The organism is Actinoplanes sp. NPDC051851, assembly GCF_040681165.1.
Classification (GTDB): domain Bacteria; phylum Actinomycetota; class Actinomycetes; order Mycobacteriales; family Micromonosporaceae; genus Actinoplanes.
On the sequence record NZ_JBFAYF010000003.1, the window covers coordinates 121,823 to 136,470 of the forward strand.

Genomic DNA, 14,648 nt, shown 5'->3' on the forward strand with positions numbered 1-14,648 from the left:
TTACGGTCCACTCATGGCCGCCGATGCGTTCTCCCGGTCTCTGGAGCGCGGGCTGATGATCCTCTCGTCGTTCGGCGAGAACCGGCCCGTGCTCGGGATAGCCGACCTGTCCCGGGCCGTCGCGCTGAACAAGAGCACCACCTACCGGTACGTCGCGACCCTGGCCCGGCTCGGCTACCTGCAGCAGGACCCGGAGACGAGGAAGTACTCGCTCGGGCCCCGGGTGGTCGACCTCGGGTTCGCGGCGATCAACGCGCTGGAGATCACCCGGGTGGCCGGGCCGTACCTGCGGGCGCTCTCCGACGACACCGGGTACACCGTGAGCATGGCCGTGCTGGACGGGACCGACATCGTCTACGTGGACCGGCGCCGCAGCGGGCCGATGGCGCTCAACCTGCACATCGGGTCACGGCTGCCGGCGTACTGCACCTCGATGGGGAAGGTCCTCCTCGCCCACCAGGAGCCGGCCGTGCTGCGCGGCGTCCTGGACCGGACCGACTTCGCCCGGCGCGGACCGAAGACGATCACCAACCGGGAGCAGCTGACCGCGGCGCTGGCCCGGATCCGGCAGTGCGGCGTGGCGGTCAACGACGAGGAGCTCGCGGCCGGGCTGCGCTCGGTCGCCGCGCCGGTCCGGGACCGGACCGGGCAGGTGGTCGCGGCGGTCAACATCGCGGTGCACCTGACCGTCTGGTCGACCACCGCGGAGAGCGTGGTGGCCCGGCTGGAACGCCCGCTGCGGCACGCGGTCGCCGAGATCTCCACCCGGCTGGGCCATCGGTGAACTCCCGTTCGGCTAGGCCGAACACTCCGTTGATCCGCCCCCGGCACCGGCTTACCGTCGGTCATGTTTCTCGACGAGAAGACCTGGACAGGCAACATCTTCAGTGGTGGGGCGTGGCGGCCGGGGCGCGCCGCCGCGTACGGCGTCGTGGAGAAGGCGACCGGGGCGGTACTGGGCCGGATCGGTCAGGCGTCCCCGGAGGACGTCGGCGAGGCGGCCGAGCGCGCCGCCGAGGCGCAACGGTCGTGGGCCACCACCCCGCACCCACGCCGGGCGGCGGTACTGCGCCGGGCGGCCCGGCTCTGGGCGGACCACGCCGAGGAGATCAGCTGGTGGAACGTCCGCGAGGTGGGCGCGGTCCAGCCGATGGCCGGGTTCGCGCTGCACGTGGCCGAGCAGGAGTGCTACGAGGCGGCGGCGCTGCCCAGCATGCCGTACGGCGAACTGCTCCCGAGCGAGGAGCCCCGGCTCTCCATGTCGCGGCGGGTGCCGGCCGGCGTGGTCGGCGTGATCGCCCCGTTCAACGTGCCGATCATCCTGGCCATCCGCTCGGTCGCGCCGGCCCTGGCGCTCGGCAACGCCGTGATCCTCAAACCCGATCCGCGTACGGCGGTGACCGGCGGCGTCACGCTGGCCCGGGTCTTCGAGGAGGCCGGGCTGCCGGACGGCCTGCTCAGCGTGCTGCCCGGTGGCCCCTCGGTGGGCGAGGCACTGGTGACCCACCCGCTGGTCCGGGTCATCTCGTTCACCGGCTCGACCCGCTCCGGCCGCCGGGTCGGCGCGCTCGCCGGGGAGAACCTCAAGCGCGCCCACCTGGAGCTGGGCGGCAACTCGGCGATGATCGTGCTGGACGATGCGGACGTGGACCGGGCGGTCGGCGCGGCCTCGTTCGGCTCGTACTTCCACCAGGGCCAGATCTGCATGACCACCGGCCGTCACCTGGTGCACGACAGCCTCTACGACGACTTCGTGGACCGGCTCGCGGCGAAGGCGACCGCGCTGCCGGTGGGCGACCCGGCCCGCGGCCCGGTGGTGCTCGGCCCGATCATCGACGAGGACCAGCGCGACAAGATCCACGACGTGGTGACCGGCTCGGCGGCGGCCGGCGCGCGGGTCGCCGCCGGCGGCACGTACGAGGGGCTCTTCTACGCCGCCACGGTCCTGGCCGACGTCGTGGACACCAGCCCCGCCTTCACCGAGGAGATCTTCGGCCCGGTCGCCCCCGTGATCCGGTTCCGGGACGCCGCCGAGGCGATCCGGCTCGCCACCGCCAGCGAGTACGGCCTCTCCCTCGGGGTGGTCACCCGGGACGTGATGAAGGGCCTGGCCCTGGCCGACCAGATACCCACCGGCATCGTGCACATCAACGACCAGACGGTCAGCGACGAGGCGAACAGCCCGTTCGGCGGCCTGGCCGCATCCGGCACCGGTGCGCGCTTCGGCGGCGCCGCCGCGAACATCGAGGCGTTCACCGAAACCCGCTGGGTGACCGTCCGGGACCGTCCGCCCGCATACCCCTTCTGAGGTGACAAGTGTTGAGAAGGTGGTTTCGGGCACGTTACCAACCTTCTAAGCCCCTTGCCTTCCATGCACCGTCATCAATAATGACTGCCATGAGTGTCGCGGCCTCCCCCGTCCGGCCACGACCATCCGGCAGCACACGTGCCGGCCGGGTCGGTGGCCGACCATCGCCACGCCCGGGTCCGGGTCACTCCGGTCCGGGCCGATCCCTCGGGTACGCACGGGGCAGAGCACGGTCCCGTGCTCGCGGGCACGGACGGCCGCCCCGCCCACCGGTGGGTCCGCCACCCGATCCCGGGCCGGGCTCACGGCGTACCCCGGAAAGCGAAAGAAGCGTGAGCGGAGGCACCCGGCCCGCGCCGCGCATGCTCCCCTATCGACCCTCCCCCGGCCGCGCCGGCGCCGTGGCACCCCCCGCCACCTGCGAACCTCCGGCCCGCCCACCACCCGGCCGGCCCACCGCGAAGGTGTGGCCGACGCCTCTACCTGCAGAGTCAGCGTGCCCCTGCTCCCGCCGCAGGGTAAGGGTAGGTGCAACGCACCGACTTCAAGGGGGACCATCGCATGGCCACTACGCCCAGCGTCACGCTGAACAACGGCGTGAGCATGCCGCAGATCGGGTTCGGCGTCTGGCAGGTGCCGGAGGACGAGACCGCCACGGCCGTGACCACCGCGCTCGAGGCCGGCTACCGGAGCATCGACACCGCGGCCGCCTACCGCAACGAGGCCGGTGTGGGCGCGGCGATCAAGGCGTCCGGCCTGTCGCGCGACGAGCTCTTCATCACCACCAAGCTCTGGAACAGCGACCAGGGCTACGACTCGACCCTGCGCGCCTTCGACGCCAGCCTGGGCCGGCTCGGCCTGGACCGGCTGGACCTCTACCTGATCCACTGGCCGACCCCGAAGCACGGCCTCTACCTGGAGACGTGGCGGGCCCTCGACGCCATCCTCCGCGAGGGCCGGGTCCGCGCGATCGGCGTCTCCAACTTCCTGCCCGAGCACCTGCGCGCCGTCGCCGACCTGGGCATCACCGTCCCCGCGGTCAACCAGATCGAGGTACACCCGCTCCTTCAGCAGCGCGACGCGCAGGCCGCCGGCACCGAACTCGGCGTGATCACCGAGGCGTGGAGCCCGCTCGCCCAGGCGTCGGTGCTGCGCGACCCGGCGGTGACCGCGATCGCCGACACGCACGACCGCACCCCGGCACAGGTGGTGCTCCGCTGGCACGTACAGCAGGGACGCGTCGCCATCCCGAAGTCGGTCACCCCGGCCCGCATCCGGGAGAACCTCGCGGTCTTCGACTTCGAGCTGACCGCGGACGAGCTCGCCGCGATCGACGCGCTGGAGGCCGACGGCCGCACCGGCCCGCACCCTGACCACTTCAACTGACAGGCGTCACACTCGGTAACCTGTGATCGACGGAGTGCAGGCAATCCCACAGTCGCCGCTCAGCAACCTCACAAACTGAGCCGTCACAGTAGGAGTCACACCACCCCCGGTCGTTGGAGGTATCCGATGGGTCTGCTCGGCATCATCAGCTTTGTCCTGCTCGCGGTGCAGTTCCTGTTGGTCGCCCGCGTCGTGATGGACTGGAGCGCGGTCCTGGCCGGCCCGGCGATGCCCGGTTCGACCCGCTCCCGCATCACCGGCGGCATCCACGCGGCGACCGAGCCGATCCTGGCCCCGATCCGCCGCGTCATCCCGCCCCTCCGGGTCGGCGGCATCTCCTTCGACCTGGCCTTCATCATCGTCTTCTTCGCCATCAGCCTGATCCGCAGCTTCATCGGCTGAGCCACTCTTCTCAGGGGTTCGGGGTCGCCCGCTTCGGCGGGCGGCCCCTTTCCGATTGGCTGAACAGACGGAGAGACGAGCGCCGGTGTCGTGAGCGAGCTGACCTATCCCGAAGTCGGCGGCACCCTGGAGGCGGTGCCGCCCCACGGGTATCGGCACGTGGAGCGGGACGTGCTGCTCGGTGCCGGGGCGGACGTCTTCACGCGTGCGGCGGAAGCGCTCGTCACGTGGGGGATGCACCGGGGTGCCGGGCTGTGTGTGCCCGCGGGCACGCCACGGGCGGCTGCCGGGCTCGATGTGACGCTGCGGGCGGTCGTTCTGCGCGTGCCCTGCCGGGTGGTCTACACGATCGACGAGCCGGAGCGGCGCGGGTTCGCGTACGGGACGCTGGACGGGCATCCGGAGTGCGGCGAGGAGGCGTTCCTCGTCGAGACCGGCGCGGCGGGTGCGGTGCGGTTCCGGATCCGGGCGTTCAGCCGGCCGGCGACGCTGCTGGCCCGGACCGGCGGGGCGCTCACCCGCCGGGTCCAGGAGCTCGTCACCGACCGTTACGTCCACGCGCTGCGGGCTGCGGCACGCGGCTGAGCGCCGGCCGCGTCAGTGCCGCTCAGATCGGGCGGCGCTCAGATCAGGGCGGCGCTCAGATCAGGGCGGCGATCGTGTCGCCGTAGGTGTCGTCGAAGGGGGTAGAGACCTGGCAGATGCGCCACTTGCCGTCGGTGCCCTTGTTGAGCACGATCTGGACCGTGGTCGAGGGGAGCGCCGGCAGGTAGGACGTCACCGTGGTGGAGCTGGTGGCGCTGCGCGGGGTGACCGGCTCGGCGACCTTGCTCATCCGGAGCGTCACCGTGGTCGGGGAGACCACCGAGGTCGCGGAGCTGGACGGCGCCGGGGAGGCGTACTGCCAGTTGGTCACCGTCGGCGTGGTCGTGGTGACGTAGGCGTCCTGGTCGATCAGGGACCGGGTCTGGGCGATCAGCTGGTTCGCGGCGGCGCAGCCCGGCTCGGCCATGTTGGTGACCTTGGACGGATCGGGGTTGGTGAGGAGCCACTGTCCGTACTTGATCAGCGAGGCGACGACCACGGACATGTTCGTGCCGGTGTTCGCGAGGGTCGGCGCCGAGGTGGTCGAGGGCGGCGCGGTCTGCACGAACGTGCTGGTCGGGCCCGGGGTCGCGGAGGTCTGCGGGGTCACCGAGGTGCTGGTGGTGCTCGCGGTGAGCGCGGAGCATCCGGCCAGCCCGCACAGCGCGACGAGGGCCGTGGTCAACTGCAGGGTACGACGGGAGCCGCGGGGCAACGGCGACATGGAGTCCTCCATCGGGGGCGTTCACGCGAAGCGGGGGCTGGTTCGCGCAGAGTCCGTCGGCACTCGCAACCCCCGCTTGAGGAACGCACCCGCTTCGCAACCGTCCCGGGCCGACGCGCGGCCCGGAGAGCGCGGGCCGCGCGACGCATGCACACGAACCGCGCCGGTCGGGCAGTGAGCTGGCCGCCCGGGGCGCCTCGGCCGGCGGGCTGGCGATCCGGGGTGTCTCGGGCGCCCCGAGGGACCCCTGAACACCAGCCACGCCGGGAAAGCTGGCGCTCACGGGTCTCTCAAGCCCGCCCAGACACCCATGAACGCCAGCCACGAAGATCATCCCCCGCTGTTGATCATGAGATGTTGATCAAGCCCGGCCGAACAGGGCCCACCCCGACCGGAGGAAACCCCCATCCCTAACGGAACAGTGGCAGAAGAGCCAGCCGCGAGACCCGGCCCGGGAAAGGCCGGGAGAGCCTGGACGCGGAGAGACGGGACGGGGACGGGGACGGGGACGGGACGCAGGGTCAGGATGTGTACGGGGACACGAATGTCAGGGCCTTGGTGTCGAAGAAGGAGCGGCCGCCGTCGTGGCCGTCCCACTCGTAGACGTCGATCTCCTTGGGGGCGGTGATCTCGTTGTAGGCGGCGAAGACGCCGGACGGCGGGCAGACGTCGTCCATCAGGGCGGCCGAGACGATGGACGGGGCGGTGATCCGGCGGGCGAAGTGGACCACGTCGATGTGGTCCAGGGTGGCCAGGGTCGGCGCGGCGCGGTCCGGGTTGGCGCGGAGGAACTGGACCACCTCGGCGAACGGGTTGCTGTCGGTGATGGTGACGGCGCGGCGGATGTCGCAAAGGAACGGGACGCCGGCGGCGACGGCGGCGACCTTCGACGGGACCAGGCCCGCGGCCACCAGGGAGAGCGCGCCGCCCTGGCTCTTGCCGGTGACGACCAGGCGGGACGCGTCGACGCCGGGGAGTTCGGCGGCGGTCTCCACGGCGCGGGCGGCGTCGGTGTAGAGGCGGCGGTAGTAGTACGTCTCCGGCGAGCGGACGCCCCGGGTCACGAAGCCGGGCGTGGACGGTCCGGCCCCGTCGAGGTCCCGGTCGGGGGTGTCGCCGCCCCGCCACCGGCCGCCCTGTCCGCGCGTGTCCATCACCAGGTGCGCATAGCCGGCGGCGGCCCAGGTCAACCAGTCGATCGGCAGTCCGCGGCCACCGCCGTACCCGATGAACTCGACGGCGATGGGAAGCGGAGCGGACGCCCACGACGGAAGATTGAGCCACGCCTTGATCGGCTGGCCGGCGAAGCCGGTGAAGGTCACGTCGTAGGTGGTGATGCCGCGTAACGGGGTCCGCACCTCGGTGAGCCGGACCGGGGCGGCGACCTTGCGTGCATCGTCGAGGGTCCCGGACCAGAACTCCTCGAAGCCGGCCGGCTCGGGGGTGGCGGAGCGGTAGGTGCGCAGTTCGGGGAGGGGGAGATCAAAGAGCGCCATGCCGATCACGTTAGGGGCTGGCGTCGGGGGAATCCATGACGCCGGGCACCATAGTCGGATGCCCGGCGAGAGACCCCAACCCCACGTGATCGAAGCGGTGCTGGAGCGGCTGACCTATGTGAACGAGGAGACCGGCTACACCGTCGCCCGGGTCGCGTACAAGAGCAGCACCGATCTCCTGACCGTGGTCGGCGCGCTGCTCGGCGCCCAGCCCGGTGAGAGTCTGCGACTGTCCGGCTGGTGGTCCTCGCACCCGCAGTACGGCCGGCAGTTCGAGGTGCTCTCCTACAGCACGGTGCTGCCGGCGACCGTGCAGGGACTCCGGCGCTACCTCGGGTCCGGGCTGGTCAAGGGTATCGGGCCGGTCTTCGCCGAACGGATCGTGGACCACTTCGGCCTGGACACCCTGGAGATCATCGAGACGGCGCCGGAGCGGCTGATCGAGGTCGCCGGGCTCGGGCCGAAGCGGACCAAGAAGATCACCGCGGCGTGGGCCGAGCAGAAGGCGATCAAGGAGGTGATGCTCTTCCTGCAGGGGGTGGGGGTGTCCACCTCGATCGCGGTCCGGATCTACAAGAAGTACGGCGACGCCAGCATCTCGATCGTCAAGAACTCGCCGTACAAGCTGGCCGCGGACGTCTGGGGCATCGGGTTCAAGACCGCCGACACCATCGCGCAGGCCGTCGGCATCCCGCACGACAGTCCCGAACGGGTGAAAGCGGGCCTCCAGTACACGCTCTCCCAGGCGACCGATAACGGTCACTGCTTCCTACCCGCGCCGACGCTGATCGACGACGCCGCCAAGATTCTCGATGTCCCGACCGGACTCATCCCGAGATGTCTTGACGAATTGGTCGACGAGGAGGGGGTGGTCCGCGAGGACGACCACGTCTACCTGGTGCCGTTCCATCGCGCGGAAATGTCGCTTTCGTCATCACTTATCGCACTACTGAATAACAAGTCGGACAGGATGCCGCACTTCGGCGGCGTCGACTGGTCCAAAGCCCTCGACTGGCTGCACAAGCGGACCGGCAACACGCTCGCCGCCGAGCAGGAACAGGCCGTCCGGCTCGCGCTCACGTCGAGAGTTGCCGTCCTCACCGGCGGGCCGGGCTGCGGAAAGAGCTTCACCGTACGCTCCATCGTGGAACTCGCCGCCGCCAAGAAGGCGAAGATCCAGCTGGTCGCCCCGACCGGCCGCGCCGCCAAGCGCCTCGCCGAGCTCACCGGCCACCCCGCCGCCACCGTGCACCGCCTGCTCAAGCTCCAGCCCGGCGGCGATGCCACCTACGACCGCGACAACCCGCTCGACGTGGACCTGCTGGTGGTCGACGAGGCCTCCATGCTGGACCTGATCCTGGCGAACAAGCTGGTCAAGGCGGTCCCGCCGGGCGCGCACCTGCTCCTGGTCGGCGACGTCGACCAGCTCCCCTCGGTCGGCGCCGGCGAGGTGCTGCGGGATCTGCTCGCCGCCGACGTCATCCCGCGCGTCCGGCTCACCCAGATCTTCCGGCAGGCCGCGGAGAGCGGCGTGGTCACCAACGCGCACCGGATCAACCAGGGCCGCCCGCCGCTCTTCGACGGGATGCGCGACTTCTTCCTCTTCCCCTGCGACGACACCGAGGCCACCGCCGGGCTCACCGTCGACGTCGCGTGCACCCGGATCCCCCGCAGATTCGGACTCGACCCGCGCCGCGACATCCAGATCCTCACCCCGATGCACCGCGGTCCGGCGGGTGCGGGTGCCCTCAACACGCTGCTCCAGCAGCAGCTCACGCCGGGTCGCGAGGGTCTGCCGGAGCGCCGGGTGGGCGGCCGCGTGTTCCGGGTCGGCGACAAGGTCACCCAGATCAGAAACAACTACGACAAGGGGGTGGCGGGTGTCTTCAACGGCACCGTGGGGGTCGTCACCGGGCTGTCGCCCGAAGAGCAGACCCTTACGGTACGCACGGACGAGGACGAGGTCATCGACTACGACTTCGACGAACTGGACGAGCTGGCCCACGCGTACGCGATCACCATCCACCGTTCGCAGGGCTCGGAGTACCCGGCGGTGGTGATCCCGCTGACCACCAGCGCCTGGATGATGCTGCAGCGCAACCTGCTCTACACCGCGATCACCCGGGCGAAGAAACTGGTGGTGCTGGTCGGCTCCCGGCGTGCCCTCGCCGCCGCGGTGCGCACGGTCGGCGCCGGCCGCCGCCACACCGCCCTCACCCAGCGCCTCGGCGGCTAGGACGCGTTTCGGAGCCCGGGTCAGAGCTCGCGGGGCACGTGGGCCTGGGCGAGCAGTCTGCCCATCCTCCGCAGGCCGGCCAGCCGGGCGTCCAGGTCGGCGCGGTGCGGGCCGGCCGGGCGGTTCGCCTCCTCCCAGATCAGCGCGCCGTCGGCGTGGAACGCGTCCGGGTGGTGCAGGTCGGCGACCTTCCGCAGGAACGGCCAGACCCGGTGCCACGACCGCGAGCTCCCCCGCAGCGGCTCGCGGGCACCGCCCTGCGGCCCGACGGCGATCCGCGGCACCGCGCCGGGCAGCGCCATCGCCCACGCGGTCGCGTTCACGTTCCTGCCGTTGCGGTAGTCGAAGAGCACGAACGGCAGTCCGTCGACCGTGCCGTAGACGACCCGCTCCCCGTACGGCTCCGCCCGCTCGATCCCGTCCACGGTGTCCGGCAGTGCGAGCCGGTCCAGCAGGTCCGAGTCGAACGGGCGGAACTCGTAGCCGTGCGCGGCGGCCCAGCGGGGGCGTACCCGGCGGGACCGCCAGGCGCGCAGCAGCACCGAGCGGGCGGCCAGGAACCACCACGCCGCGATCAGGGTGGCCGGCAGGGCGACCATGGTGGCCCCGTTCAGTCCCGCGACCGCGACCAGCCAGGAGATCCCGCCCGCGAGCAGTCCCGTGGTCACCGCCATCGGCACGATCGCGCCGCCGAGGCCGAGGTTGTCCGGCACCCCGCCCGCCGGGATGAGCGGCGGCAGCAGCACCGACTCGGGCACCGCGACCGGCCGGCGCGGTTCGCCCACGATGACGTCCGCGGTCTCGGCGGCCAGCCTCCGCCGCCGCAGCGCCGTCCGGGCGACATCCGCGCCGACCAGCAGGATCAGCACCCCGCCGAGCCCCATGACGACCATTCCTCCGGTACGCCACCTCCCGTGCGAGCGCGCCACCCGGTCGACGGTGTGGAGTTCCGCGTACCGGTCCCGCAGCTGCTGGTACGAGAGATGGTCGTCGGCGCACGTGTCCCCGGGCGCCATCGCGCTCCAGCCGCAGCGCGGGACGTACCCGGCGACGTCCCGTACCGTCTCGGACCGCACCTCGGCCGCGGTCCGGGTGTGCTGGACGACCAGCCAGAGCCCGGACACCACGACGGCGAGGCCGACCACCAGCCAGTTGATCCATCCAGGTATTCGTCTGTGCACGCTAGGTGTATAGCAGGCCGTCGGCCGCCTAGTGGATCATCCGAATGCCCGGCTGGGACCGTCCTGTCAGGCCGCCTCCGTGGTCGGGGACGGTACCGGATCGACGCGGACCGGAGTGGCGGCGAGCGCGGCACCGACCGTCCGCAGGCCGGTCAGGAGCCGGTCCACAGTGGGCGGCGGACCCGCCGCGGCGATCCAGATCAGCCGGCCGTCGGCGGCGAACGGCTCGGGCAGGTCCCGGTCGGCGACGCCCCGGACGGCGGGCCAGAGCGCTCGCCAGCCGGGGTCGCTGCCGCGCCGCAGCCGGTTGCCGGGGCGCTCCCCCGCGACCACGATCCGGGGCACCCAGCCGGGCAGCGCCATCACGCAGACCGAGCGCTCGGAGAGGTCCCGGTGCACGTACGTGAAGAGCACGAACGGCAGCCCGCCCAGCGCGCCGTGCACCAGATGCTCGGCGTACGGCCGGGCCGCGCGCAGACCGGGCAGCCCGAGCCGGGCGACCAGGTCCGGGTCGAAGCGGCGGTAGACGTAGCCGTGCCGTTCGGCCCAGCGGGGACGGGCGTACCGGGCACGACCGCCGTCGACCAGCGCGCGGACCGCCCGGTTCACCAGCAGCAGCGCGACCGCGACCACGCCCCACATCCACCACCACCCGGAGAGGACGGCCACCACCGTCGCGGCCACCGTCAGCAGCACCGCCACGACCAGCCAGAACGCGAACCCACCCAGGTTGTCGCTCCGCGGCGGCACCCCGCCGGGCGCAGGCCCGGGCAACAGCACGGCGGCCGGGGAGACCGGCCGGACCGGACCGCGCCGGGGGAAGAGCGCCGCCTCCAGCACCGCCTGCTGTCGTCGCCGCCGGGCACCCAGTACCCCACCGGCGAGGAGCACCAGGATCAGCGAGCCGGTCCCGGCCATCGCCCAGCCGCCGGCACGCCTCCAGCGGTACTCCCGCCCGATCGCGTCCGCGCCGTTCGCCGCCAGGAACCCCCGCAGCAGGTCGTCGGCGGTCCCCACCCCGGGACAGACCTCGTCCCGCTCCATCGGGACACCGCCACACTCCGGCCGGAACTCCGCGATCCGCTCGGCCGACTCCCACCGCAGCTGCCCGGGCGTCCGCTGCCACCGGTCCACCAGGGACAGCCCCGCGACGACCAGCAGCACCCCGGCGACGAGCCGAACCAGCCATCCGGTCAGTCGTCTCTCCACTGCCAGATGTATACGCCTGCAACCCGATCGATGCGACCTCAGTCACCGGCACAGGGTGTCGTCCGGCGGCCGAACGGGCACCCGGTGGGCACGGTCGAGGCGGGTCCGCTGCGGACTCGACGGCGTCCACCGCGTCACGTCGGCACACCCGGATCAACCGCCTGCCGGCAATGACGCGGATCAGCGTTAATTCAGCCCCCGGAGGCGCGGATTCACCATTTCGGAAGTGGACTAGCACGCACCGTTCCGCCGTGGTGCCGCATCGGCGGATTCCGGCCGAATGGACACGGTATCCGGACACCCGGGCAACGCATTGCGGTAAGTGTGGCGAAGCCGTGAGCAATCGCTAATGTCAGCATCGTCATAGGAATTTCCCATTTCCTGAATACGGGGGGAACTCACATGTTGCGAGCACTCGTCACCGGCGCCGCGCTGCTGGCCTCGCTGGTCGCCGGCGTACCCGCGCAGGCGAAACCGGTGCCGACGCCGGACGATCTGATGACGATCGACGTGGTGAACGCGAACGGGTCGGGTTGCCCGGCGGGGAGTACGAAGATCGCGGTGGCCCCGGACAACACCGCGTTCACGGTGACCTATTCCAAATACCTGGCGCAGGCCGGGCCGAAGGCGTCGCCGATCGACTTCCGGAAGAATTGTCAGCTCGCCCTGAGCATCAAGGTGCCGAACGGATTCACGTTCGCGATCGCGAGCGCCGACTACCGGGGATTCGCCAGTCTGGCACGCGGCGCGTGGGCACAGTCGTCGGCGAACTACTACTTCCAGGGGCACACCCGGACCACGCGGAACGAGCACACGTTCCGCGGGCCGTACGACGACGACTGGCAGCGGACCGACACCCTGGCGATCACCGCGATGAGCTTCCTGGGGTGCAACGAGCGGCGCAACCTGAACATCAACACGGATCTGCGGGTCAACCGGGGCAGCTCGAGCCGGAGCGAGACCAACTTCATCTCGATGGACTCGACCGACTCCGCGATCAGCACCGTCTACCGGGTGGCCTGGAAGAAGTGCTGATCAGCGTGGGTCGTCCCGGGTGAACGCCGCCCACGGGCTCTCGGCGGGCGGACGGCCGCCGGCCTGGTCCAGCAGTGGACCGGCCGGCCCGCCGGACGAGTGGGTGGAGCCGCCGGGCGAGTGCGCGGAGCCGGTGGACCGATGCGCGGCGCCGTCGGGCGGGAGCGCGGCGCCGTCGGGCGCGGGCGTGACCCGGGCGGCGAAGAGCGAGGCCAGCGCCGTGGTGATCGGCACGGCGGCGATCAGGCCGATCGTGCCGACCGCGCTGCGGACCAGCTCCTGCGCGATCAGCTGGCCGGTGAGCAGTTCGCCGACCGGGGTGCCGCCGGTGGCGAAGAGCAGCATCAACGGCAGCGAGGCGCCCGCGTACGCGAGAACGATGGTGTTGATCACCGAGGCGATGTGCGCGCGGCCGATCCGGGTGGCGGCGCCGTAGAGGCTGCGGAAGCCGTACGCCGGGTTGGCCAGCGCCAGCTCGGTGACGGTGGCGGACTGGGTGACCGTGACGTCGTCGAGCACGCCGAGCGAGCCGATCACGATGCTGGCCAGCAGCAGGCCCTGCATGTTGACCTCGCCCTGGCTGATCGACAGGAAGTTGGAGGTGTCGTCGGCGACGCCGGTCAGGTGCACCGCGGCGACGGCGAGCTCGGCCAGCACGGTGGTGATGATCAGGCTGGCCAGGGTGCCCGCCACCGCGATCGTGGTGGTGAGGTTGAAGCCGTGCGTCAGGTAGAGCACGCTCAGCATGATCGCGGCCGAGCCGACCACCGCGACCAGCATCGGCGACCTCCCGTCCAGGATCGCCGGGACGATGAAGTAGAGCAGCACACCGAAGGTCACGGCGAGCCCGCCGAGCGCGGTGAAGCCCCGCCAGCGACCGAAAGCGATCACCGCGAGGGCGAATGCGGCGCCGAGGATCCAGAGCTGGGTGGAGCGCTGGTGGTCGGAGATCGAGTAGCCGTACGACCCGTCCTCGTTCTCCAGTTGCAGCAGCACGACGTCGTCCCCGGACGTGATCTCGGGCGCTCCCGGGCCGTACGGGAGCTCGGTGGTGATCTCCTCGCCGGAGTCGCTGCCGCTGGTCAGGTGGACGACCACGGTGCCGCAGCCGGTGGGCTGCGTCTCACCCTCCGGCACCGGTGCGCACGCCGCCGGGGTGACCGCGGTGACCTCGCCCGTCACCGAGACCGGCCCGCCCTCGGCGACCTCGGCCTGCGGCACGTCGTGCGGCCAGAGCAGCAGCATCCCGGCGAGCGTCGCCAGCACCGCCGGGATCAGCAGGATCAGCGTCAGCCTGCGGGCCCGGGGCAGGACCGGATGCGCGCCGCCGGGGGCGTGATGGTGGTGGCCGGCCATGACGGGTGCTCCTAGCGGTCGGCGGCGTTCTCCTGACCGCCGAACCGTACCCGCGGCGACGTGGCGGCGCGGCCGAAGGTGAGCCAGAAGTCGGTGATCGCCAGGCTCAGGACCGGACGACGGCCCGCCAGGTAGGCCAGCGGTCCCTCGGGATCGGGACGCCACGCGGCGGTCAGCGTACGCCATCCGGAACGGCCTCGCACCGGTGTGCGCTTGACCTGACCGCCCAGGGCCTGGGCGACCGTGAAGCCCAGCGGGAGACGGCCCGGCAGCCGGCGCTTGAGCCGGAGCAGCGACGAGCCGATGGCGGCACCGCCGCCGGGGACCGAGGCGGACGCGTCGACCAGGTCGCCGTCGGTGTCGACGCGCAGGTCGGCGAGCTCCTTGGGGATGCCCCAGAGCCGGCGGCCGCCCTCCATCGAGGCGACGCTGTCCACCCAGATGTCGGTGATGCTCACCCGGGGGCGGCCGCGCTCGTGGACCAGGACCGCGCTGAGCAGCTCGCGGTAGTGCAGGACGCCGCCGGGCTCGTAGTTCACCCAGGCGGCGCCGACGGCGGCCCGGCCACCGAACGAGAGCGGCCGCACCGCCGCGCCCAGCACCTCGGGCAGCGGCGGCAGCGACCGCACGGGGATCAGGAAGATCGACAGGTACATCTGTCCGCGGAGGTGCCAGGGCTCGGGCGGATACATCCCTCCACACTGGCACCCCGCGGTCACCGGGGGAAGGG

The 14,648-nt window shown here is 71.8% G+C and carries 13 protein-coding genes; 7 read left to right on the forward strand and 6 right to left on the reverse strand.

The genetic code is table 11. The annotated features are described in order from the left end of the window. Nucleotides 1-13 precede the first annotated feature (13 nt). From AB0M08_RS04605 to AB0M08_RS04625, 5 genes are all read left to right on the forward strand, one after another. On the forward strand, nucleotides 14-784 hold the full coding sequence (locus AB0M08_RS04605; protein WP_364488340.1) for an IclR family transcriptional regulator: 771 nt from the start codon (nucleotides 14-16) through the stop codon (nucleotides 782-784). 63 nt (nucleotides 785-847) lie between these two features. Beyond that, nucleotides 848-2,308 carry an aldehyde dehydrogenase family protein gene (locus tag AB0M08_RS04610; RefSeq protein ID WP_364488343.1) on the forward strand — a complete coding sequence of 487 codons (1,461 nt, stop codon included), beginning with the start codon at nucleotides 848-850 and terminating at the stop codon, nucleotides 2,306-2,308. 561 nt (nucleotides 2,309-2,869) lie between these two features. Further along, nucleotides 2,870-3,694 carry an aldo/keto reductase gene (locus AB0M08_RS04615; protein WP_364488345.1) on the forward strand — a complete coding sequence of 275 codons (825 nt, stop codon included), beginning with the start codon at nucleotides 2,870-2,872 and terminating at the stop codon, nucleotides 3,692-3,694. A gap of 126 nt (nucleotides 3,695-3,820) precedes the next feature. Continuing rightward, a complete protein-coding gene (locus AB0M08_RS04620) occupies nucleotides 3,821-4,096 on the forward strand; it encodes a YggT family protein (RefSeq protein WP_364488348.1) in 276 nt (91 codons plus the stop codon). A 90-nt stretch (nucleotides 4,097-4,186) separates the two neighbouring features. After that, nucleotides 4,187-4,681, forward strand: a complete 495-nt coding sequence (locus AB0M08_RS04625) for a DUF1990 domain-containing protein (protein ID WP_364488351.1) — start codon at nucleotides 4,187-4,189, stop codon at nucleotides 4,679-4,681. Between the two features lie 55 nt (nucleotides 4,682-4,736). Here the strand turns inward: AB0M08_RS04625 and AB0M08_RS04630 are convergent, their stop codons facing one another. Further along, a complete protein-coding gene (locus AB0M08_RS04630) occupies nucleotides 4,737-5,405 on the reverse strand; it encodes a hypothetical protein (protein WP_364488354.1) in 669 nt (222 codons plus the stop codon). 521 nt (nucleotides 5,406-5,926) lie between these two features. After that, nucleotides 5,927-6,901 (reverse strand): acetylxylan esterase, encoded by a 975-nt coding sequence (locus AB0M08_RS04635; protein WP_364488357.1) that lies wholly within the window; start codon nucleotides 6,899-6,901, stop codon nucleotides 5,927-5,929. A 58-nt stretch (nucleotides 6,902-6,959) separates the two neighbouring features. Here AB0M08_RS04635 and AB0M08_RS04640 point away from each other — a divergent pair, with 58 nt between their 5' ends. Beyond that, a complete protein-coding gene (locus AB0M08_RS04640) occupies nucleotides 6,960-9,137 on the forward strand; it encodes an ATP-dependent RecD-like DNA helicase (RefSeq protein WP_364488360.1) in 2,178 nt (725 codons plus the stop codon). Nucleotides 9,138-9,157: 20 nt separating this feature from the next. Here AB0M08_RS04640 and AB0M08_RS04645 read toward each other — a convergent pair whose 3' ends face one another. After that, a complete protein-coding gene (locus AB0M08_RS04645; protein ID WP_364488363.1) occupies nucleotides 9,158-10,318 on the reverse strand; it encodes a hypothetical protein in 1,161 nt (386 codons plus the stop codon). 66 nt (nucleotides 10,319-10,384) lie between these two features. Next, a complete protein-coding gene (locus AB0M08_RS04650) occupies nucleotides 10,385-11,527 on the reverse strand; it encodes a hypothetical protein (RefSeq protein WP_364488366.1) in 1,143 nt (380 codons plus the stop codon). A 402-nt stretch (nucleotides 11,528-11,929) separates the two neighbouring features. Between AB0M08_RS04650 and AB0M08_RS04655 the strand changes: the two genes are divergently transcribed. After that, nucleotides 11,930-12,562 carry a DUF4360 domain-containing protein gene (locus AB0M08_RS04655; RefSeq protein WP_364488369.1) on the forward strand — a complete coding sequence of 211 codons (633 nt, stop codon included), beginning with the start codon at nucleotides 11,930-11,932 and terminating at the stop codon, nucleotides 12,560-12,562. Here AB0M08_RS04655 and AB0M08_RS04660 read toward each other — a convergent pair whose 3' ends face one another. Both AB0M08_RS04660 and AB0M08_RS04665 read right to left on the reverse strand, forming a co-directional pair. Further along, a complete protein-coding gene (locus AB0M08_RS04660) occupies nucleotides 12,563-13,918 on the reverse strand; it encodes a YibE/F family protein (protein WP_364488372.1) in 1,356 nt (451 codons plus the stop codon). A gap of 11 nt (nucleotides 13,919-13,929) precedes the next feature. Next, complete coding sequence (locus AB0M08_RS04665; RefSeq protein WP_364488375.1) at nucleotides 13,930-14,610, reverse strand: acetoacetate decarboxylase family protein; 681 nt, start codon at nucleotides 14,608-14,610, stop codon at nucleotides 13,930-13,932. Nucleotides 14,611-14,648 lie beyond the last annotated feature (38 nt).